The organism is Nocardioides sp. LMS-CY (assembly GCF_018732145.1).
GTDB classification, from domain to species: domain Bacteria; phylum Actinomycetota; class Actinomycetes; order Propionibacteriales; family Nocardioidaceae; genus Nocardioides; species Nocardioides soli.
The window spans coordinates 3,166,335-3,186,758 of the sequence record NZ_CP076104.1 but is presented as its reverse complement, the minus strand read 5'-3'; the positions used below and the strand labels follow the sequence as shown (position 1 = coordinate 3,186,758).

General features: G+C 71.4%; 19 protein-coding genes. 17 read left to right on the top strand and 2 right to left on the bottom strand.

Annotation, left to right across the window (positions count from 1 at the left end; all coding sequences use genetic code 11):
• The first annotated feature begins 111 nt into the window (after positions 1–111).
• Genes KM427_RS15250 through KM427_RS15220 form a run of 7 tightly spaced genes read left to right on the top strand, consistent with a single transcriptional unit; the run spans position 112 to position 6,364 of the window.
• On the top strand, positions 112–906 hold the full coding sequence (locus KM427_RS15250) for an ATP-binding cassette domain-containing protein (RefSeq protein ID WP_215524408.1): 795 nt from the start codon (positions 112–114) through the stop codon (positions 904–906).
• Positions 903–2,168, top strand: a complete 1,266-nt coding sequence (locus tag KM427_RS15245) for a sugar ABC transporter permease (RefSeq protein WP_215524407.1) — start codon at positions 903–905, stop codon at positions 2,166–2,168. Before KM427_RS15250 ends, KM427_RS15245 begins: the two co-directional genes overlap by 4 nt.
• Positions 2,169–2,184: 16 nt before the next feature.
• Complete coding sequence (locus KM427_RS15240) at positions 2,185–3,369, top strand: ROK family transcriptional regulator (protein ID WP_215524406.1); 1,185 nt, start codon at positions 2,185–2,187, stop codon at positions 3,367–3,369.
• 40 nt (positions 3,370–3,409) lie between these two features.
• The gene (gene pgsA, locus KM427_RS15235; protein ID WP_183594233.1) at positions 3,410–4,030 is read left to right on the top strand and encodes a phosphatidylinositol phosphate synthase; all 621 of its coding nucleotides are present in this window, start codon (positions 3,410–3,412) and stop codon (positions 4,028–4,030) included.
• 3 nt (positions 4,031–4,033) lie between these two features.
• The gene (gene pdxS, locus KM427_RS15230; RefSeq protein WP_183594234.1) at positions 4,034–4,942 is read left to right on the top strand and encodes a pyridoxal 5'-phosphate synthase lyase subunit PdxS; all 909 of its coding nucleotides are present in this window, start codon (positions 4,034–4,036) and stop codon (positions 4,940–4,942) included.
• Between the two features lie 11 nt (positions 4,943–4,953).
• Entirely contained in the window at positions 4,954–5,574 is a 621-nt protein-coding gene (gene pdxT, locus KM427_RS15225; RefSeq protein WP_183594235.1) for a pyridoxal 5'-phosphate synthase glutaminase subunit PdxT, read from the top strand.
• Positions 5,575–5,584: 10 nt separating this feature from the next.
• A complete protein-coding gene (locus KM427_RS15220; protein ID WP_183594236.1) occupies positions 5,585–6,364 on the top strand; it encodes a YebC/PmpR family DNA-binding transcriptional regulator in 780 nt (259 codons plus the stop codon).
• Between the two features lie 128 nt (positions 6,365–6,492).
• Here KM427_RS15220 and KM427_RS15215 read toward each other — a convergent pair whose 3' ends face one another.
• Positions 6,493–7,485, bottom strand: a complete 993-nt coding sequence (locus KM427_RS15215; protein WP_215524405.1) for a type IV toxin-antitoxin system AbiEi family antitoxin domain-containing protein — start codon at positions 7,483–7,485, stop codon at positions 6,493–6,495.
• A 297-nt stretch (positions 7,486–7,782) separates the two neighbouring features.
• On the opposite strand from KM427_RS15215, the gene ruvC reads away from it, so the two are divergent.
• The 8 genes from ruvC to KM427_RS15175 all read left to right on the top strand — a co-directional run bounded on the left by ruvC (position 7,783) and on the right by KM427_RS15175 (position 16,656).
• Positions 7,783–8,316 carry a crossover junction endodeoxyribonuclease RuvC gene (gene ruvC, locus KM427_RS15210; protein ID WP_215527647.1) on the top strand — a complete coding sequence of 178 codons (534 nt, stop codon included), beginning with the start codon at positions 7,783–7,785 and terminating at the stop codon, positions 8,314–8,316.
• Positions 8,313–8,909 carry a Holliday junction branch migration protein RuvA gene (ruvA, locus tag KM427_RS15205; protein WP_215524404.1) on the top strand — a complete coding sequence of 199 codons (597 nt, stop codon included), beginning with the start codon at positions 8,313–8,315 and terminating at the stop codon, positions 8,907–8,909. Before ruvC ends, ruvA begins: the two co-directional genes overlap by 4 nt.
• Before the next feature lie 4 nt (positions 8,910–8,913).
• Positions 8,914–9,984 (top strand): Holliday junction branch migration DNA helicase RuvB, encoded by a 1,071-nt coding sequence (gene ruvB, locus KM427_RS15200; protein WP_183594240.1) that lies wholly within the window; start codon positions 8,914–8,916, stop codon positions 9,982–9,984.
• Between the two features lie 364 nt (positions 9,985–10,348).
• Entirely contained in the window at positions 10,349–10,720 is a 372-nt protein-coding gene (gene yajC, locus KM427_RS15195) for a preprotein translocase subunit YajC (RefSeq protein ID WP_215524403.1), read from the top strand.
• Between the two features lies 1 nt (position 10,721).
• Positions 10,722–12,449 (top strand): protein translocase subunit SecD, encoded by a 1,728-nt coding sequence (gene secD / locus KM427_RS15190; RefSeq protein WP_215524402.1) that lies wholly within the window; start codon positions 10,722–10,724, stop codon positions 12,447–12,449.
• Complete coding sequence (secF, locus tag KM427_RS15185) at positions 12,449–13,705, top strand: protein translocase subunit SecF (RefSeq protein WP_215524401.1); 1,257 nt, start codon at positions 12,449–12,451, stop codon at positions 13,703–13,705. The genes secD and secF overlap by 1 nt, the downstream gene beginning before the upstream one ends.
• Entirely contained in the window at positions 13,702–14,259 is a 558-nt protein-coding gene (locus KM427_RS15180) for an adenine phosphoribosyltransferase (protein ID WP_183594244.1), read from the top strand. Before secF ends, KM427_RS15180 begins: the two co-directional genes overlap by 4 nt.
• A gap of 87 nt (positions 14,260–14,346) precedes the next feature.
• Positions 14,347–16,656, top strand: a complete 2,310-nt coding sequence (locus tag KM427_RS15175; RefSeq protein ID WP_425490199.1) for a RelA/SpoT family protein — start codon at positions 14,347–14,349, stop codon at positions 16,654–16,656.
• A 376-nt stretch (positions 16,657–17,032) separates the two neighbouring features.
• Here the strand turns inward: KM427_RS15175 and KM427_RS15170 are convergent, their stop codons facing one another.
• On the bottom strand, positions 17,033–18,274 hold the full coding sequence (locus KM427_RS15170; RefSeq protein WP_183594245.1) for a DUF349 domain-containing protein: 1,242 nt from the start codon (positions 18,272–18,274) through the stop codon (positions 17,033–17,035).
• Between the two features lie 90 nt (positions 18,275–18,364).
• On the opposite strand from KM427_RS15170, the gene KM427_RS15165 reads away from it, so the two are divergent.
• Positions 18,365–19,036 carry an MBL fold metallo-hydrolase gene (locus KM427_RS15165; RefSeq protein WP_215524400.1) on the top strand — a complete coding sequence of 224 codons (672 nt, stop codon included), beginning with the start codon at positions 18,365–18,367 and terminating at the stop codon, positions 19,034–19,036.
• 1 nt (position 19,037) lies between these two features.
• The gene (gene hisS, locus KM427_RS15160) at positions 19,038–20,420 is read left to right on the top strand and encodes a histidine--tRNA ligase (protein WP_215524399.1); all 1,383 of its coding nucleotides are present in this window, start codon (positions 19,038–19,040) and stop codon (positions 20,418–20,420) included.
• The last annotated feature ends 4 nt before the right edge of the window (positions 20,421–20,424 follow it).

Below are 20,424 nucleotides of genomic sequence, written 5' to 3'. Positions count from 1 at the left end.
TGACCCGACACCGTGCGGAGGCGGGGGCGGCGTCGTCCGCTCCCGCCTCCGCACGGTGACACCACTGCGGCCGGCCCGCCCGTCCGCGCTTCTTCCACCCCAGGAGGACCAGTGACCGCGACCGCTCTCGAACGGTCAGCCGTTCCGGGCTCGAGCGAGCCGCTCCTGCAACTGCGCGGGATCCAGAAGAGCTTCGGTGCCGTGCACGTGCTGCGCGGCGTCGACCTCGACGTGAAGGCCGGGGAGGTCACCGCGCTCGTCGGTGACAACGGCGCCGGCAAGAGCACCCTGATCAAGGGCATCGCCGGCATCCACGGGTTCGACGAGGGCGAGTACCGCTTCGACGGCCGGCACGTGACCGTGCACGGCCCCAAGGACGCGGGCGCGCTCGGCATCGAGGTCGTCTACCAGGACCTCGCGCTGTGCGACAACCTCGACGTCGTCCACAACATGTTCCTCGGCCGTGAGCTCCGCAGGAGCGGGCTCCTCGACGAGGACGCCATGGAGCAGCGCGCCCGCGAGACCCTGGACGGGCTCTCGGTGCGCACGCTGCAGTCGGTGCGCACCAAGGTGGCCGCGCTCTCCGGAGGCCAGCGCCAGACCGTGGCGATCGCCCGGTCGGTGCTGTGGAACTCGCGCGTCGTCATCCTCGACGAGCCGACCGCGGCCCTCGGCGTCGCCCAGACCGAGCAGGTCCTGCTGCTGGTCCGCAGGCTGGCCGACAGCGGCCTCGGCGTGATCCTGATCAGCCACAACCTCAACGACGTCTTCCGGGTCGCCGACGAGATCGCCGTCCTCTACCTCGGGCAGATGGTCGCCCAGATCCGCAAGGCGGACACGACGCAGAGCCAGGTCGTGCAGCTCATCACGGCCGGACGCGTCGGGGACGAAGGAGCGTTCGCATGACCGCCCAGCAGACCGAGACCCCCGAGGTCGCCCCTGAGCCGTGGCAGGCCTCCGGGATCGGCGGCATCGCCCGGGCGTACGTCGCCAAGGTGCGCGGTGGCGACGTCGGCGCGCTGCCGGCGGTGCTCGGACTCGTCGTGCTGGTGGTCGTGTTCTCGGTGCTGCGGCCCGAGACCTTCACCTCAGAGCTGAACTTCGCCAACCTGATCAACCAGTCCGCGGCGATCACCGTCATCGCCATGGGTCTGGTGTTCGTGCTCCTGCTCGGCGAGATCGACCTGTCGGCCGGTGTCACCGGCGGCACGGCGGCCGCCGTCATGGGCGTGGTGATGACCAACCACGAGCAGAACTGGCTGATCTCGATCCTGGCGTGCATCGCCACCGGTGCCGTGATCGGCGCGGCAATCGGCCTCCTGGTGGCCCGACTCGGCATCCCGTCGTTCGTCGTCACCCTGGCCGCCTTCCTCGGCCTGCAGGGCGTGATGCTCGAGATCATCGGCGAGGGCGGCACGATCCCGTTCAAGAACGAGAAGATCCTCGCGCTCACCGACGACAACCTGCCGGTGTGGCTCGGGTGGACGATCGCGCTGGCCCTCGTCGTCGGCTTCGCCGGGCTGACCTTCTTGCGCAACAGCCGCCGGCGCCGTGCGGGGCTGCAGTACGAGCCGATGCTGCTCTGGGCGATCAAGAGCGGTGCGCTGCTGGTGATCACGGTGCTGGTCACCTACTACCTGTCGAAAGAGCGCAGCATCAACCCCACCCTGAAGTCGCTGAAGGGGGTGCCCGTCTCGCTCGTGGTGATCCTCGGGCTGCTGCTGGTGCTGAGCTTCCTGCTCTCGCGCACCGCCTGGGGCCGCCACGTGTACGCCGTGGGCGGCAACGGCGAGGCGGCCCGGCGGGCCGGCATCAACGTCAAGGGGATCAAGCTCAGCTGCTTCGTCCTGTCGTCGTCGGTCGCGGCGATCGGCGGCCTGATGCTCGCCGCCCGGAGCCACTCGGTATCGCCCTCGACCGGCGGCAACGAGACCCTGCTGTACGCCGTGGGCGCGGCCGTCATCGGCGGCACCAGCCTCTTCGGCGGCAAGGGCCGGGTCGTCGATGCCGTCATCGGTGGCACGGTCATCGCGGTGATCTCGAACGGCATGGGGCTGCTCAACAAGTCGGCGGGGGTCGTCTATATCGTCACCGGACTGGTCCTGCTCGTCGCCGCCAGCGTCGACGCGATCAGCCGCCGTCGCGCAGCAGCGAGCGGACGAGCCTAGACGACAGGAGCGGCACGTGCCCACCCCGACCGGCGTCGGGAGCGATGAGCTCCGACGCGTGAATCTCCGCGCCATCCTGCAGACCGTGCACACCCACGGCCCGACGACCCGCGCCGTACTCACCAAGCAGCTCGGCCTGAACCGGAGCACGATCGGCGGGCTGACCGGGGAGCTGCAGTCGCTGGGCCTGGTCACCGAGCAGACGGCGGTGGTGGGCGGTCGGGGCCGCCCGTCGCACCTGGTGGTGCCTTGTGAGGACAACGTGGTCGTCGCGGTCGACGTCGGCGTCGACCGGATCGCCGTCGCCCTGGTCGGGCTCGGGGGACAGGTCCTGGCCGGTCGCAACCGGGGCCACCAGCGGGGCGAGCACGACGTCGACCACGTCGTGGAGTCCGTCGCGCAGATGGTCGAGGAGACGCTCGCGGCCTCCAGCCACAGCCGGTGCCTGGGCATCGGCTGCGCGGTCCCCGGCGCGGTGCGGGCCAGCGACGGGCTGGTCCGCTTCGCCCCCAACCTGGGGTGGTACGACGAGCCCTTCACCGAGCTGCTCGCCGAGCGCCTCCAACGTCCGGTCTCGACCGGCAACGACGCCAACCTCGGGGTGCTCGCCGAGCACGTGCGTGGCGCGGCCGTGGGCTTCTCGGAGGCCGTCTACCTCAGCGCCAGCGTCGGCATCGGTGGCGGCTTCCTGGTCGGCGGCCGGCCGCTGACCGGGGTGAGCGGGTACGCCGGCGAGGTCGGCCACATGCAGGTCGACAGCCTCGGCCCCACCTGCCGTTGCGGCGCGGTCGGCTGCTGGGAGACCAAGGTCGGCGAGAACGTGCTGCTCCGGCACGCCGGGCGCCTCCCCGGGGGTGGCCCGCCGGCCGTGGCCGAGGTCATCGAGGCCGCGCGGGCGAGCGACAGCCGTGCCCGGACCGCGGTCGAGGAGGTCGCCGAGTGGACCGGGATCGGGATCCGGGCGATCGTCAACCTCTTCAACCCCGAGGTCGTCGTGCTCGGCGGCTGCCTGGCCCAGGTGTGGCGGGCGGCCGAGCCGGCGGTGCTGGACTCGTTCGAGCGCAGCAGCCTGCTCTCGCCGCGGGCCGACACCCTGATCAGACCGGCCGGGCTCGGCGACGACTCCCCGCTGCTCGGAGCCGCCGAGCTGGCGTTCGCGCCCGTGCTCGACCGGCCCCAGGCGGTGTTGAGGGCCGGCTGAGGTCGCGCCGTCCTCGGCTCCGGGTAGCCTGCTGCCCGCCATGATGGAACGTTTCCGCGCCTTCTGGACGAAGGTCATCTCGCCGATCGCCCACCTGCTGATCCGGCTGGGGGTGAGCCCCGACGTCGTCACCCTGGTCGGCACGCTCGGCGTCTGCGCCGGGGCCCTGGTCTTCTTCCCGCAGGGCCGGCTGCTCACGGGCGTCCTGGTGATCACGGCGTTCGTGTTCAGCGACCTGCTCGACGGCTACATGGCCCGGACCACCGGGCGGGTCAGCAAGTTCGGCGCGTTCTGGGACTCCACGCTCGACCGGCTCGGCGACGGCGCGATCTTCATCGGCCTCGCGCTCTACTTCGCCTGGGAGGAGCCGAGCCGCCTCTACCTCGTGCTGAGCCTGGTCTGCCTGCTGATGGGCGCGGTCACGTCGTACGCCCGCTCCCGCGGCGAGAGCCTCGGCTTCGAGGTCAAGGTCGGCATCGCCGAGCGCGCCGACCGGCTGGTCGCGATCCTCGTGATGACCGGCTTCAGCGCCATCTTCGACCTGCCCGTGCTCCTCTACATCGCGCTGTGGGCGCTCGCGATCGCCTCCACGGTCACGGTCGCGCAGCGCGTGTGGGTGGTACGGAAGCAGGCGTTGTCCGACGCCGGCACTACCATCTGAATCATGGTCGAGAGCACCCCCGAGAACACGCCAGCCACCGGCACCACCCGCGTCAAGCGCGGCATGGCCGAGATGCTGAAGGGCGGCGTCATCATGGACGTCGTCACACCCGAGCAGGCCAAGATCGCCGAGGACGCCGGCGCGGTCGCCGTGATGGCGCTCGAGCGGGTGCCGGCCGACATCCGGGCTCAGGGCGGCGTGTCGCGGATGAGCGACCCCGACATGATCGACGGCATCATCGAGGCGGTCTCGATCCCGGTGATGGCCAAGGCCCGGATCGGCCACTTCGCCGAGGCGCAGGTGCTGCAGTCGCTGGGTGTCGACTACATCGACGAGTCCGAGGTGCTGACCCCGGCCGACTACGCCAACCACATCGACAAGTGGGCCTTCACGGTCCCGTTCGTGTGCGGCGCGACGAACCTCGGTGAGGCGCTGCGCCGCATCACCGAGGGCGCGGCGATGATCCGCTCCAAGGGCGAGGCCGGCACCGGCGACGTGTCGAACGCCGTCACCCACATGCGCACGATCCGCCGGGAGATCCGCCGCCTCGGTGCGCTGGAGGCCGACGAGCTGTACGTCGCGGCCAAGGAGCTGCAGGCGCCGTACGACCTGGTCAAGGAGGTCGCCGAGGCGGGCAAGCTGCCGGTGGTGCTGTTCACCGCGGGCGGCATCGCCACCCCGGCCGACGCGGCGATGATGATGCAGCTCGGCGCCGAGGGCGTCTTCGTGGGCTCGGGCATCTTCAAGTCGGGCAACCCGGCCCAGCGGGCCGAGGCGATCGTCAAGGCCACCACCTTCCACGACGACCCCGACATGGTCGCCAAGGTCTCGCGCGGCCTGGGTGAGGCCATGGTCGGGATCAACGTCGACGAGATCCCGCAGCCCCACCGGCTCTCCGAGCGGGGCTGGTGACCCCGCCCCGCATGAGCGCGCCGACCGTCGGCGTCCTCGCCGTCCAGGGCGACGTCCGTGAGCACCTGCGCACGCTGGAGAGCCTCGGAGTCCGGGCGACCACGGTGCGGCGTACCTCGGAGCTCGACGCCTGCGACGGCCTCGTCGTCCCGGGCGGCGAGTCGACGACGATGGCCAAGCTGGTCCGCACCTTCGACCTGTTCGAGCCGATCCGGCAGCGGATCAAGGCGGGGCTGCCGGTCTTCGGGACCTGCGCCGGGATGATCATGCTCGCCGACCGGATCGAGGACGGCGCGGCCGGCCAGGAGACGCTCGGCGGGCTGGACATCACGGTACGGCGCAACGCGTTCGGGCGGCAGGTCGACTCCTTCGAGGGCGACCTCGTCGTCGCCGGTCTCGACGCCCCGGTGCACGCGGTCTTCATCCGGGCGCCGTGGGTGGAGTCGGTCGGTCCGGACGTCGACGTGCTCGCTCGTGTCGAGGACGGGCCGGCCGCGGGTAGGATCGTGGCGGTCCGTCAGGGTTCGCTGATGGCGACGTCGTTCCATCCCGAGGTGGGTGGCGACGCCCGGGTCCACCGGCTGTTCGTGGACCTGGTCGAGGGTCGCGACGAGCTCGACCCGCGAGGTTAGAAGGAGACGCATGTCCGGCCACTCCAAGTGGGCGACCACCAAGCACAAGAAGGCGGTCATCGACGCCAAGCGCGGCAAGCTGTTCGCCAAGCTGATCAAGAACATCGAGATCGCGGCGAAGATGGGCGGCCCCGACCCCGCGGGCAACCCCACGCTCTACGACGCGATCCAGAAGGCCAAGAAGCAGTCGGTGCCCAACAAGAACATCGACTCCGCGGTCAAGCGCGGCGGTGGGCTCGACGGCGGCGGCGTCGACTACGAGACGATCATGTACGAGGTCTACGGGCCCCAGGGCGTCGCGCTCCTGGTCGAGTGCCTCACCGACAACCGCAACCGGGCCGCGATGGAGGTCCGCACCGCGGTGACCCGCAACGGCGGCACCATGGCCGACCCCGGATCGGTCTCGCGGCTCTTCACCCGCAAGGGCGTCGTCGTGGTCGGCAAGGCCCAGGAGCGCGGTGGCCAGCCGTGGGAGGTCTCGGAGGACGACGTGCTCGAGGCGACGCTCGACGCCGGTGCCGAGGACGTCAACGACCTCGGGGAGAACTTCGAGATCCAGTCCGACTCTTCCGACGTGGTCGCCGTGCGCTCCGCGCTGCAGGCCGCCGGCATCGACTACGAGTCCGCCGAGGTCCAGTTCGTCGCCACGATGGACATCCCGGTCGCCGAGGTCGACGTCGCGGGCAAGGTCTTCCGCCTCGTCGACGCCGTCGACGACCTCGACGACGTGCAGAACGTCTACAGCAACGCCGACATCCCCGACGACGTACTCGAGGCCATCGACGCGTGATGGGCGGCGCTCGCTCTCAACGCATGTAACGCCGGGTTATCCGCTGTTCCCACCATGCTGCAACACGGTGGGAACAGTCGGTAACCCGGCGTTACAACATTGGGGCGGCGGCCGGCTCGGCCCGCTGATCACCGGCGCCGCCGTACGACGTGGGGCGCGAGGTCGCTGATGTCGGTCCCGAATCGGGCGCACGTGTCGGCGTACTCACGCAGGAGCCGGCGACGCGCGGCCTCCCGGTCGCCGTGACAATCGTCAGCGGTGATCCGGGAGACGCCGAGCTTGAAGCCGGAGATGAAGTCCTGACGCATCTTCTCCTGCCGGAGGGTCTCGTGTGGGTCGCGGCGTGGGGCGAGCTCGGCGGTGTACTTCAGCCAGCCGTCGACCTCGAAGATGTGTCGGCCGATCCTCAGGTCGCACCAGACTGTGCGAGCGCCGTCGGTCAGTCCGAACTGGGTCTGGGCGCGGCCGATCCGGAGCGAGAGCAGGAGCACCCGCGCCTCGGACTCGAGCCACGACTCCGCGCCCGGGTCGGCGAGGTCGATCGCGGCGTCCATGACGCGACTCCCGGGCCAGCACCACATCGCCGCTCGAGCTCGATCGACGTCGCTTCGGGTCGCGCCGGAGCGCAGCGCGGCGTCGCAGCACGCGACACCTGCCGCCAGCCCGTGCTCGCGCGCCATGTCGAGAGCCGTGCGCGGCGCGTCGAGGACCCGCAGACCGTGGACCTCGATGACCTGCTCGTCGGAGTACGGCGCCAGGTGGTGCTTGACGCCGGCGCGGACGGCATCGCCGTGGACCTTGCGGCGCGTGACGTGCACCAGCGCCCGGCGTGCGTCCGGCACGCCCAGCCCGAGGGCGAGCGCCGCTGAGTCGTGGCTGAGCACGTGGTCGCACCGGAGGGTGAGCTGCGCTGCCCGGACCCGGAGCAGCGCCCGGCCGCCGAACGGGTCGAGCTCGTCCCAGCGTTCGGCGACGACGTACACGCCCCGGCGCAGCGGCAGTAGTCGGCCGTCGCGGACCAGGCGTCGCAGGTCCCGGTCGTCGAGGCCGGCGCGCATCGCCTGCTGTCTGGTGATCAGCCCGTGTGGGTCGGGCCGGAGGAGTGGGTAGCTCCGCAACATGACCGCGACGCTGCCCGCACCGACCACGGCTCGGGGCGCCCAGCACGCTCGGCTGTGGATGACAGGATCACCGGCCGCCCTGTGGAGGAAAGGTGGGCTGTCACGTGAGGCGCATGTAACGCCGGGTTATCCGCTGTTCCCACGATGCCGCAGCATGGTGGGAACAGCCGGTAACCCGGCGTTACAGCTGATGGCCGCCGCCGACACCCCCGCGTGTCCTCCGGCGAACCGGGGGAGTGGGCGGTTAGCGTTGCCTCCGAACACCTGTTCGGACGGAGAGGCGGATCGATGCGCGTGCTGGGGATCGACCCCGGGCTGACCCGCTGCGGCATGGGCGTGGTCGAGGGATCGGTGGGCCGGCCCCTGCGCCTGGTCGACGTCAACGTGCTGCGCACGTCGTCCGACCTGCCGGTGCCGCAGCGGCTGGTGACCATCGAGAAGGGCGTCGACGCCTGGCTCGACGAGCACCGCCCGGACGCGGTCGCGGTGGAGCGGGTGTTCGCCCGCTCCGACGTCAGCACGGTGATGGGCACCGCCCAGGCCAGCGGGATCGCGATGGTCTGCGCGGCCCGCCGCGGCCTGCCGGTCGCGCTGCACACGCCGAGCGAGGTCAAGGCGGCGGTGTCGGGCAACGGCCGGGCGACCAAGGCCCAGGTCGGCACGATGGTGACCCGTATCCTGCGGCTCGACGCCATGCCGAAGCCGGCCGACGCCGCCGACGCGCTGGCGCTGGCCATCACCCACATCTGGCGCGGCGGCGCCCAGGCCCGGATCGACGCGGCGGTAGCGGGAGCGCGGCAGACCCAGGCAACGAGGAGGAGGTACGCGTGATCGCGTTCGTGCGTGGCCCGGTGGCCGCGGTCAGCCTGGCTGGTGCCGTGGTGGAGGTCGGCGGGATCGGCCTCGAGGTGATGTGCACGCCCGGCACGCTCGCCACGCTGCGGGTGGGCCAGTCGGCGACCCTGCCGACCAGCATGGTGGTGCGCGAGGACTCCCTGACCCTCTTCGGATTCGCCGACGAGGACGAGAAGCAGACCTTCGAGCTGCTCCAGACGGCCTCCGGCGTGGGGCCGAAGCTCGCCCAGGCGATGCTCGCCGTGCTCGCGCCCGACGACCTGCGCCTGGCCATCGCGAGCGACGACACCAAGACGCTGACGAAGGTCCCCGGCATCGGCCAGAAGGGCGCGCAGCGGATCATCCTCGAGCTCAAGGACCGGATCGGCGCCCCGACCGGCGGGCGTACGCCGTCCGCTCCGGTCGCCGGCGCCCCGTGGCGCGACCAGGTGCACCAGGGGCTGGTCGGCCTGGGCTGGTCGGCCAAGGACGCCGAGAAGGCCGTCGACGCCGTCGCCCCCGAGGCCGGCGCCGTGCCCGACGTCGCGGGACTGCTGCGGGCTGCGCTCCGCACGCTGAGCAAGGCCTGACGCGATGGCCTTCCAGGAGGAGGATCTCGACGAGGTCGAGTCCACCCACCTGCGCTCGCTCACGGCCGCTGAGGCCGAAGGTGACGAGCGTGCGGTCGAGGCCGCGCTCCGGCCGCGGACCCTCGACGAGGTGGTCGGCCAGGTGCGCGTGCGCGACCAGCTCGGGCTCGTGCTCGAGGCCGCCCGGCGCCGCGGCCGCGCCCCCGACCACGTGCTGCTGTCGGGTCCGCCGGGCCTCGGCAAGACCACGCTGGCGATGATCATCGCCAGTGAGATGGGCGCGCCGTTGCGGCTCACCAGCGGCCCCGCGATCACCCACGCGGGCGACCTCGCGGCGATCCTCTCCGGGCTGAACGAGGGCGACGTCCTCTTCGTCGACGAGATCCACCGGATGTCGAGGCCCGCGGAGGAGATGCTCTACATGGCGATGGAGGACTTCCGGGTCGACGTCGTCATCGGCAAGGGGCCGGGCGCGACCGCGATCCCGCTCGACATCCCGCCGTTCACCCTGGTCGGCGCCACCACCCGTGCCGGGCTGCTGCCGGGCCCGCTGCGCGACCGCTTCGGCTTCACCGCCCACCTGGAGTTCTACGAGCCCGACGAGCTCGACCTGATCGTCCAGCGCTCGGCGCGGCTGCTCGAGGTCGACGCCGCCGCCGACGGCACCGCCGAGATCGCCTCGCGCTCGCGCGGCACCCCGCGCATCGCCAACCGGCTGCTCCGGCGGGTGCGCGACTACGCCCAGGTTCGGGCGGACGGCGTGGTCACCGTGGCGGTGGCGCGGTCCGCGCTCGACCTCTACGAGGTCGACCAGCTCGGTCTGGACCGGCTGGACCGAGCCGTGATCGACGTGCTCTGCCGTCGGTTCGGCGGGGGACCGGTCGGTGTCTCCACGCTCGCCGTCGCCGTGGGGGAGGAGCGCGAGACCGTCGAGGAGGTCGCGGAGCCGTTCCTGGTCCGCAACGGCTTCCTGGCGCGTACGCCGCGGGGCCGGGTCGCCACGCCGGCGGCCTGGCAGCACCTCGGGCTGACGCCGCCTCCGGCGGAGCGCGACGCCACGCTGTTCGAGGAGTGATCCCCGGCCGGCTCTCCCGTCGGACCCCGGTTGTCGCGGGGTTCAGCGGCTGACCGCCGAAGCCCGCACGACACGCCGGGCCGCCGCGGCGTGTCGTGCGGGTCTCGGCTGCCAGCTGGGAGCCGGGGTGCTGGTGTGACACGTGATGCGGGCTCTCCCTGACACCGAGCCTGGTGGGAGCGCCCACGCCGGCCCGGGGCACCCAGGACCCACACCTGCGTCCGGAGCATCGGCCACCGGGCCGGACAGCCGGGCCGGACATCGGGCGAATTCGTGAGCGGGGCCATTCCGCTGGTTACACTGGCGCGTCGGCCCGCCCGCTCTGGGTCGCGCGCCCTAGACAACGCTCGAGAGGTCATTCGTCGTGGAGTTCTTGCCGCTCGTCGGCATCGTGCTGCTCTTCTGGTTGTTCATCATCCGACCGGCCTCTCGGCGCCAGAAGGAACTCAGGCGCATGCAGTCGTCGTTGTCCGTAGGTGACGATGTCGTGCTGACCTCCGGGATCTACGGCACCGTCGACCAGGTCGACGACGACCACCTGCGGGTGGCCATCGCCGACGGCGTGGTCATCCGGGTCGCCCCCGGTGCGATCGGCAGCAAGGTCGAGCACCGCGACGACACCCCGGACGACGCGCGCGACGACGTGGACGACATGAACGACACCGAGTCGGCCGAGGAGCGGTCCGACATCGAGGTCGACAACGGGAAGCCGGGCAGCGGTCCGGAGGAGAACTGAGATGGCACGCAACACAGCCGCGCACGCCGGCCGCACGCTGGCGCTGTTCCTGGCAGGCGTGGCGGTGCTGTACGGCCTGGTCGCGCTGGGCGGCAACTGGAAGCCGGCCCTCGGCCTGGACCTCCAGGGTGGCACCCGGATCACGATGACCGCCGAGGGCAACCCGACGAAGGAGAACGTCGAGACCGCCGCGCGGATCATCGACGACCGCGTCAACGGCTCCGGCGTGAGCGAGGCCGAGGTCACCACGCAGGGCAACGACGTGATCATCGTCGAGATCCCGGGCGACACCTCCAACTCGCTGATCGACACCGTCAAGCGCCAGGCCCAGCTGCGCTTCCGCACGGTGGCCTGCACCAGCACCGCGCCCGGCCCGTGCGCGAGCGCCACGCCGACCCCGGCCGACCCGGGTGCCAGCCCGAGCGCCGAGCCCGGTGCCGGGGTGACGCTGCCCCCCAAGCCGAAGAAGGACAAGGCCGGCAAGTCCGGCGACCAGGGCACCGCGAAGAACCGCCCGGCGTTCGGTGCGGCCGACGACAAGGCGACCGACTCGCCGAGCCCCAGTGGGTCGCCCAGCGAGTCCCCCAGCGAGTCCCCCAGCGAGAGCCCGACCGCGCCGGCCGACGCGAAGGGCGCGACCCCGGAGCAGGCGCTCACCTTCATCTCGAACCCGCCGCAGGAGGCGATCGACGCCTACGCGGCGTACACCTGCCCGACCACCGAGCCGCCGGCCGACGACCCGACCACCTGGCTGGTCACCTGCGGCACCGAGGAGGACGCCGCCACCAAGTACCTCCTCTCGCCGGCCGTGATCGAGGGCACCGACCTCAAGGAGGCCTCGGCGGGCATCCCGCAGGGCAGCGTGGCCTACGAGGTCAACCTCACCCTCGGCGGCGACGGCAAGCAGGCCTTCGCCGACCTGTCGTCGGCCATGGCCGGCAGCGAGCAGCAGTTCGCGGTCGTGCTCGACGGCCAGGTCATCTCGGCCCCGACGTTCGAGGGCCGGATCCCCGACGGCCAGGCGCGGATCTCCGGCAACTTCACCCGGGCGTCGGCGGAGAGCCTGGCGACCAGCCTCAAGTACGGCGCGCTGCCGATCTCCTTCAAGGAGGACGGCATCCAGACCGAGCAGATCGGCCCGTCGCTGGCGGGCAACCAGCTCTCGGCGGGCCTGACGGCCGGCGCCCTGGGCCTGGCGCTGGTGATGCTCTACTGCCTGCTCTACTACCGCGGCCTCGGCCTGGTGGTGCTCGCCTCGCTGGCCACGGCGGCAGCGATCACCTATGCGATGGTGCTGCTGCTGGGCAACACCGCCGGCTTCACGCTCACCCTTCCCGGCATCGCGGGCCTGATCATCGGCGTCGGTGTCACCGCCGACTCCTTCATCATCTTCTTCGAGCGCATCCGTGACGAGATGCGTGAGGGACGGTCGATGCGGGTGTCGGTCGAGACCGGTTGGCGCCGGGCCCGCAAGACGCGTCTCGCCGCCAACGTGGTGTCGCTGCTGTCGGCCGGCGTGCTGTACCTGTTCGCGTCGGGTGTCGTGAAGGGCTTCGGCTTCGCGCTCGGCCTCTCGACGTTCATCGACCTGGCGATCCTGTTCTGGTTCACCAAGCCGCTGGTGACGTTCCTGGCCCGGTACAAGTTCTTCAACGGCGGCGGCGAGCTCTCCGGCCTGAGCGCGAGCACGCTCGGCATCGATCGGGTCGCCACGGGAGGTAGGGCCTGATGGGCAAGTTCTCGCGGCTCGGCAACGAGCTCTACCAGGGCGACAAGTCGATCGACTTCGTCCACAAGCGTGCCCTCTGGTACGCCATCTCGCTGACCCTGGTCGGCCTGGCGATCGTGGTGATCGTCGTCAAGGGCCTGAACTTCGGCATCGAGTTCACCGGCGGCACCCAGTACCGCGTCGACAACCTGGCGGCCGCCAAGGCCAACCAGGAGACCGCAGACGAGCTGCGCGACGCCATCGGCAACTCCAGCGTCGGAGCGGCGGCGGCGCCGACCGTCACGACGTCGGGCGACAGCGCGATGCTGATCCAGACCGAGGACCTGAACGCCGTGGCGGACCAGGAGGTCCGGGGCATCATCCAGGACGTCACGGGGGCGTCGAACGACGACATCTCGAAGGACGACATCGGCGCGAGCTGGGGCCGCGACGTGGCCAAGCGAGCCCTGGTCGGCGTCGGCATCTTCCTGGGCCTCGTGGTGATCTTCATCTGGGCCTACTTCCGAGAATGGAAGATGTCCGTGGCCGCCCTCGTGGCGCTGTTCCACGACATCGTGCTGACGATCGGCATCTACGCGCTCTCGGGCTTCCCGGTGACCCCGGCGGCGGTCACCGGTCTGCTCGCGATCCTGGGCTTCTCGATGTACGACACGGTCGTGGTCTTCGACAAGATCCGCGAGAACACCCACGAGCTGCGCACCAGTAGGCAGAGCTACGCCGACGCGGCCAACCTGGCGGTCAACCAGACCCTGGTGCGCTCGATCAACACCTCGATCGTGGCGCTGATCCCGATCGGCGCGATCCTCTACGTCAGCGCCGTCCAGCTCGGCGCCAGCTCACTGAAGGACCTGGCGCTCGCCCAGTTCGTCGGCATGGCCGCCGGTGTCTACTCGTCGGTCTTCATCGCGCCGCGCGTGCTCGTGCACATGAAGTCCACCGAGACCGAGGTCAAGCTGGCGGAGCGGCGGGCCCGGGCGGCCGCCAGGCGCGACGCCGACCGCTACGCTGCCGTCCCCGTGTTCACCGAGGACATGCCGGTGCGCGACGAGCCAGGACCCGTCGACGAGGCGGAGGGCGACCTCGAGGACGGTGCCCCGGTCTCCCGGCCGGCCCCGGGCGCGCAGGAGCCGCGCAGCCCCGAGACCGCCGGCCGCGGCCGGATCGCGCCCCAGTCGCGCGGCCCGGTCCAGCAGAGCGCCTCGTCGGGCCGGCAGCAGCCGAGCCGCCAGCCGAAGTCGAAGCGGGGCAAGAAGTGACCCAGCCCGGGCCCCGGCCCGGGCTGGCGTCGGCACTCGCCCTGATCGCGGACGTCCCCGATTTCCCCGAGCCCGGCGTCCTGTTCAAGGACATCACCCCGCTCCTCGCCGACCACGGCGCCCTCCGGGCCGTCGTCGAGGCGCTCGCGGCCCCCGGTCGGGACGACGCGGGCCGGGTCGTGGTCGACAAGGTGCTCGGCATGGAGTCGCGGGGGTTCATCCTCGGGGCGCCGGTGGCGCTCGCCCTCGACGTGGGCTTCGTGCCGGTGCGCAAGGCCGGCAAGCTCCCGCGCGCGACGTACACCGCCTCCTACGTCCTGGAGTACGGCGAGGCCACGCTCGAGGTGCACCAGGACGCGCTGCGCCCCGGCGAGCGCGTGCTGCTCGTCGACGACGTGCTGGCCACCGGCGGCACGGCCCGAGCGACCACCCAGCTCGTCGAGCGGTGCGGGGCGCAGGTGCATGCGGTGGCGATGCTCATGGAGCTCGGGTTCCTCCCGGGCCGACAGACCCTCGGCGACGACGTACCGCTGACGACGCTGCTGACGGTCTGATGCCTAGACTGGCCGTGTGAGCACCCCACGGAATCGCGCGCTTCCCCCGCTGCGCTCCGCCACCGCACGATTCCGAGGGGACCCCGCGTGACCGAGGAACGCACCGCCCCGCCGGCCGCCGCCGGCCCGCGCCGTGCGTCCGAGCCGGGCCCGTCGACGCGCAGCATGCGCGCCCGGCTGGCCCGGATGGGCACCCGCAACCAGTCGGCCAACCCGGTGCTCGAGCCGCTGTTCCGGGCCGTCCGGGCCAACCACCCGAAGGCCGACCTGGCGCTGCTGGAGCGCGCCTACGTGACCGCCGAGAAGCTGCACGGCACCCAGACCCGCAAGTCCGGCGACCCCTACATCACCCACCCGCTCGCGGTGACCACGATCCTGGCCGACATCGGCATGACCGAGCCGACGCTCGCCGCCGCGCTGCTGCACGACACGGTCGAGGACACGCCGTACACGCTCGAGCAGGTGCGGCAGGACTTCGGTGACGAGATCGCGCGACTCGTCGACGGCGTGACCAAGCTCGACAAGGTCAAGTACGGCGACTCCGCGCAGGCCGAGACGATCCGCAAGATGATCGTCGCGATGTCGCGCGACATCCGGGTGCTGGTGATCAAGCTCGCCGACCGGCTGCACAACATGCGCACGCTGCGCTACGTGCGCCAGGAGACCCAGGAGCGGGTCGCCCGGGAGACCCTCGACATCTACGCCCCGCTGGCCCACCGGCTGGGCATGAACACGATCAAGTGGGAGCTCGAGGACCTCGCGTTCGCGACCCTGCACCCCAAGATCTACGACGAGATCGTCCGGATGGTGGCCGAGCGGGCGCCCTCGCGCGACCAGTTCCTCGCCGAGGTGATCGCCCAGGTCGGCACCGACCTGCGGGAGGCGAAGGTCAAGGCCACGGTCACCGGTCGGCCGAAGCACTACTACTCGATCTACCAGAAGATGATCGTCGGCGGCCGCGAGTTCTCCGACATCTACGACCTGGTCGGCATCCGGGTGCTGGTCGAGAACGACCGCGACTGCTACACGGTCCTCGGCGTCCTGCACTCGCGATGGAACCCGGTGCTCGGCCGGTTCAAGGACTACGTCGCGATGCCGAAGTTCAACATGTACCAGTCGCTGCACACGACGGTCATCGGACCGCAGGGCAAGCCCGTCGAGCTGCAGATCCGCACCTACGCCATGCACCGCCGCGCCGAGTACGGCGTCGCGGCGCACTGGAAGTACAAGGAGGACAGCCGCGCGGGGGTCGACACCGACCGGTCGGCCGACCCCGACGACATGACCTGGGTGCGCCAGCTGCTCGAGTGGCAGAACGAGGTCGAGGACCCGGGGGAGTTCCTCGAGTCGCTGCGCTTCGAGATCAACCGGGCCGAGGTCTACGTCTTCACGCCGCGCGGCGACGTGATCGCGCTGCCCACCGACGCGACCCCGGTCGACTTCGCATACGCCGTACACACCGAGGTCGGCCACCACACGATCGGGGCCCGGGTCAACGGCCGCCTGGTCCCGCTCGAGTCCGCGCTCGAGAACGGCGACGTGGTCGAGGTCTTCACCTCGAAGTCGCCGACGGCCGGACCGTCCCGCGACTGGCTCGGGTTCGTGAAGTCGCCCCGGGCGCGCTCCAAGATCCGTCAGTGGTTCACCAAGGAGCGGCGCGAGGAGGCGATCGACCGCGGCAAGGAGCAGATCGCCAAGCTGATGCGCAAGGAGGGGCTCCCGCTCAAGCGGCTGATGTCCCACGAGGTGCTCACGCTGGCCGCGGTCCACTTCAAGCTCGCGGACGTCTCCGCGCTGTACGCCGCCGTCGGCGAGGGCAACCTCTCCGCCCAGGCGGTGGTACGCCGGGTCATCGACCTGCACGGCGGCGACGACGGCGCGGCGGAGGACCTCGCCGAGGGCGTCACGATCACCGGGCGCCGGTCGCGCTCGAAGGTGCAGCCGGGCGGCGACGCGGGCGTGATCGTCAAGGGCGCCCCGGACGTCTGGGTGAAGCTCGCCAAGTGCTGCACCCCCGTGCCGCCGGACCCGATCCTGGGCTTCGTCACCAAGGGCGGCGGGGTGTCGGTGCACCGGCAGTCGTGCACCAACGCCGCGAGCCTGCAGTCCCAGCCGGAGCGGCTGGTCGACGTCGAGTGGGCGCCGACCGGGCAGTCCAGCTTCCTGGTCAACATCCAGGTCGAGGCCCTCGACCGGGCCCGACTGCTCTCCGACATCACGATGGCGCTCAGCGACGCCCACGTCGACATCCTCAGCGCCAACCTGTCGACCACCCGCGACCGGGTCGCGAAGAGCCGCTTCACCTTCGAGATGGCGGAGGCCAAGCACCTCGACACCGTGCTCAAGGCGGTGCGGTCGGTCCCCGGCGTCTTCGACGCCTACCGGGTCACCCAGTGAGAACGCAGCGACCGCGAGGGACGAGCGGTCGCGTCGCGTTCGAAGGTTGAGGAGCCCGTCCGGCTGAGGGACGAAGCCGGAACCGGGCGTCTCGAAACCCAGTGAGGTACACGAGAAGGTCGTGCGGCTCATCGTCTGCGTGCACGTCACCGGGGTCTGGAAGGAAGTCCCCCAAGCCCTCCCGGTGGTTGAGGTGCGACGGCCTCGAAGCGACCTCTGACGCCAGGGGTGGTTTCGAGGCTCAGGCGCGGGGGCGCCTTCGCACCTCAACCACCGGATGGCTTTCCCGGTCCACGTCGGCCCAGCGAAGCGGCTCAATGCCCGGCTCGCCCGCCGGCAGCGCGCGAGCCTCGAAACCACCCCGCCGCGGGGCAACTCAGCCGGAGTAGTCGGCGCTGGCGCGCTTGGCCATCTCGAGGAAGGACTGGCGGGAGGCGAGGTTCTCCTCGAGCTCCTTGACCCGCTTCTCGTTGCCGGCCGCGCGGGCCTTCTCGAGGTCGGCCTCGACCTGGGCGATCGCGGCCTCGAGCTTGGACACCATGTCGTCGGCGCGCGCGGACTTCTCCGGGTCGGAGCGGCGCCACTGCTCGTCCTCGGCGCCGCGGATCTCCTGCTCGACCCGGCGGATCCGGCCCTCCAGGTCCTTCATCCGGTCGCGCGGCACCTTGCCCGCGGCGTCCCATCGGTCCGCGAGGTCGCGGAAGGCGCGCTTGGCGGCGTCGAGGTCGCCGTCGGAGCGCAGGGCCTGGAGCACCGCCTCGGCCTCGACCAGCAGTGCCTCCTTGACCTCGGCGTTCGCGGCGAACTCCTTGTCCTGCTCGGCGGCCGTGGCGTCGCGGGCGCCGAAGAACGTGTCCTGGGCGCCGCGGAAGCGCTTCCAGAGCGCCTCGTCGACCTCGCGCGGCGCCGGCCCGGCGGCCTTCCACTGCCGCATCAGGTCGCGGTAGCGACCGGCGGTCGGACCCCAGTCGGTCGAGGTCGCGAGCGCCTCGGCCTCGTCGGCCAGCCGCTCCTTGATCGCGCGGGCGGCGTCGCGCTTCTCGTGCTGCTCGGCGAAGTGCGCCTTGCGGCGCCGGGTGTACGCCGTGCGGGCGGAGGAGAAGCGCCGCCACAGCGCGTCGTCGGACGAGCGGTCGATGCGGGGGAGCGCCTTCCACTCGTCGAGCAGCTCGCGCATCCGGTTGGCGCCGCGGCGCCAGTCCGAGCTCTCCGCGAGGCCCTCGGCCTCCGCCACGATCCGCTCCTTGCCGGCCCGGGCCTCGGCGGAGCGCTGGGCGCGCTCGGCCTTGCGCTCCTCGCGCTGCTGCTCGAGCACCGGCTCGAGCGCGTCGAGGCGAGCCGTCAGCGCGACCAGGTCGCCCACGGCGTTCGCGGTCGTGACTTGCTCGCGGACGGTGCGCACCGAAGCGGCCGCCTCCTCGGGCGACATCACGCCGCTGGTCACGCGCTTCTCGAGGAGCCCGACCTCGAAGGCCAGCGCGTCGTAGCGCTCGGTGAAGAACCGCAGCGCCTCCTCGGGAGTGCCTTCGGGGTACTGGCCCACGGAGCGCTCGCCGTCGGCGGTCTTCACGTAGACGGTCCCGTCGTCGTCGACTCGGCCCCACTGGTGACTGGTCACGACTCCATGCTAGTCAAGACGGAGGGCCGGCTCGTCCGGCCGCCCACCACCGATGCGGTGCGCCGTGCGTCGGCTCGATAGTCTGCCGTGGTGTTGATCGCCGGCTTCCCCGCGGGTCCGTGGGGCACCAACTGCTACGTCGCCGCCACCGGCCCGGGCTCCGAGTGCGTGGTGATCGACCCCGGCAAGGACGCCGCCGACGGGGTCGCCGAGGTGGTGCGCGAGCACCGGCTGAAGCCGGTCGCCGTGCTCGTCACGCACGGCCACGTCGACCACATGTGGTGCGTCGCGCCGGTCGCCGGCACCTACGACGCGACCGCGTGGATCCACCCCGCCGACCGGCACCTGCTCACGGACCCGATGGCGGGCATGTCCCGCGAGACCACCCAGATGCTGCTCGGCGGCAACTATGAGTTCGCCGAGCCCGACGAGGTCCGCGAGCTCACCGACCTCCAGGACCTGGAGCTCGCCGGCCTGCGGTTCACCGTCGACCACACACCCGGGCACACCGCGGGCTCGGTGACCTTCCGGTCGCCGTACCCCGCCGGCGACATCTCCGAGGTGATGTTCTCCGGCGACCTGCTCTTCGCGGGCTCCATCGGGCGCACCGATCTGCCCGGCGGCGACCATCCGGCCATGCTGCAGAGTCTCAAGAGCAAGGTGCTTCCGCTCGCCGACGACATCGTCGTGCTCCCGGGTCACGGTGAGCAGACCTCGATCGGCCGGGAGCGCGTGACCAATCCCTACCTTCAGGACCTCTGAGATGGCCAAGCCCACCCCGCTGAGCGGGTTCCCCGAGCTGCTGCCTGCCGCCCGCGTCGTCGAGCGGGAGGTGATCGCGTCGCTGGCGCGCACCTTCGAGCTGCACGGCTTCGCCAACATCGAGACCCGTGTCGTCGAGCCCCTGGACCGACTCGCCAAGGGCGGCGAGATCGACAAGGAGATCTACGTCCTGCGCCGGCTGCAGGCCGGCGACGGCGAGGGCGACGCCGGCCTCGGCCTGCACTTCGACCTCACGGTGCCGTTCGCGCGCTATGTGCTCGAGCACGCGGGTCACCTGGAGTTCCCCTTCCGGCGGTTCCAGATCCAGCCCGCGTGGCGGGGCGAGCGACCCCAGGAGGGGCGCTACCGCCAGTTCACCCAGGCCGACGTCGACATCGTCGGCAAGGACGTCCTGCCGTTCCACCACGACGTCGAGGTGATGCGGGTGATGGTCGACGCGCTCGACGCGCTGCCGATCCCGCCGGTCAGCTTCCAGTTCAACAACCGCAAGCTGATCCAGGGCTTCTACCGCGGACTCGGCCTGTCCGACGTCACCGCCGCGATCCGGACCATCGACAAGCTCGACAAGCTCCCGGCCGACCAGGTGGCCGCGCTCCTGGTCGGCGACGCCGGCGCGACGCCGGAGCAGGCCCAGCGCTGCCTCGAGCTCGCCACGATCCGGGTCTCCGACACCTCGTTCGTCGAGCAGGTGCGTGCGCTGGGCGTCGAGGACGAGCTGCTCGACGAGGGCCTCGCCGAGCTCGCCGCGGTCGTCGAGGGCTGCTCGGCCGGCGGGCACGAGCACGTCACCGTCGAGGCCAACCTGCGCATCGCGCGCGGCCTCGACTACTACACCGGCACCGTGGTCGAGATCTTCATGGCGGGCTACGAGCGGCTGAAGTCGGTCGGTGGCGGCGGCCGGTACGACGCGCTCGCGTCCGACGGGCGGACGACGTACCCCGGCGTCGGCGTCTCGTTCGGCGTCTCCCGCAGCCTGATCCCGCTGCTCGCCGACGGCGTGCTCACCGGCAGCCGGCCGGTCCCCAGCGCGGTGCTCGTCGCGGTCGTCAACGAGGAGTCCCGCGGCGAGAGCACCGCCGTCGCCGACGCCCTGCGCCGCCGCGGGATCCCGTGCGAGGTCGCGGCCAGCGCGCAGAAGTTCGGCAAGCAGATCCGGTACGCCGAGCGCCGGGGCATCCCGTACGTCTGGTTCCCGGGTGCCGATGATGCCGATCCCGCAGATGACTTCGGGCCAGCCGGTCACGAGGTCAGGGACATCCGGTCCGGGAAGCAGGACCCCGCCGATCCGGCGACGTGGTACCCGCCCAGCGACGACCTGCGACCGCAGGTGGTCACCAGCAGCATCGAGGAGAAGAAGCAGTGACCCG

Bases quoted from the DNA above. Each gene is read 5' to 3' on its own strand.
- KM427_RS15215 (WP_215524405.1), bottom strand. From the start codon at position 7,485: ATGTTGCGGAGCTACCCACTCCTCCGGCCCGACCCACACGGGCTGATC.
- KM427_RS15220 (WP_183594236.1), top strand. From the start codon at position 5,585: ATGTCCGGCCACTCCAAGTGGGCGACCACCAAGCACAAGAAGGCGGTC.
- KM427_RS15245 (WP_215524407.1), top strand. From the start codon at position 903: ATGACCGCCCAGCAGACCGAGACCCCCGAGGTCGCCCCTGAGCCGTGG.
- secD (WP_215524402.1), top strand. From the start codon at position 10,722: ATGGCACGCAACACAGCCGCGCACGCCGGCCGCACGCTGGCGCTGTTC.
- secF (WP_215524401.1), top strand. From the start codon at position 12,449: ATGGGCAAGTTCTCGCGGCTCGGCAACGAGCTCTACCAGGGCGACAAG.
- pgsA (WP_183594233.1), top strand. From the start codon at position 3,410: ATGATGGAACGTTTCCGCGCCTTCTGGACGAAGGTCATCTCGCCGATC.
- pdxS (WP_183594234.1), top strand. From the start codon at position 4,034: ATGGTCGAGAGCACCCCCGAGAACACGCCAGCCACCGGCACCACCCGC.
- ruvB (WP_183594240.1), top strand. From the start codon at position 8,914: ATGGCCTTCCAGGAGGAGGATCTCGACGAGGTCGAGTCCACCCACCTG.
- pdxT (WP_183594235.1), top strand. From the start codon at position 4,954: ATGAGCGCGCCGACCGTCGGCGTCCTCGCCGTCCAGGGCGACGTCCGT.
- hisS (WP_215524399.1), top strand. From the start codon at position 19,038: ATGGCCAAGCCCACCCCGCTGAGCGGGTTCCCCGAGCTGCTGCCTGCC.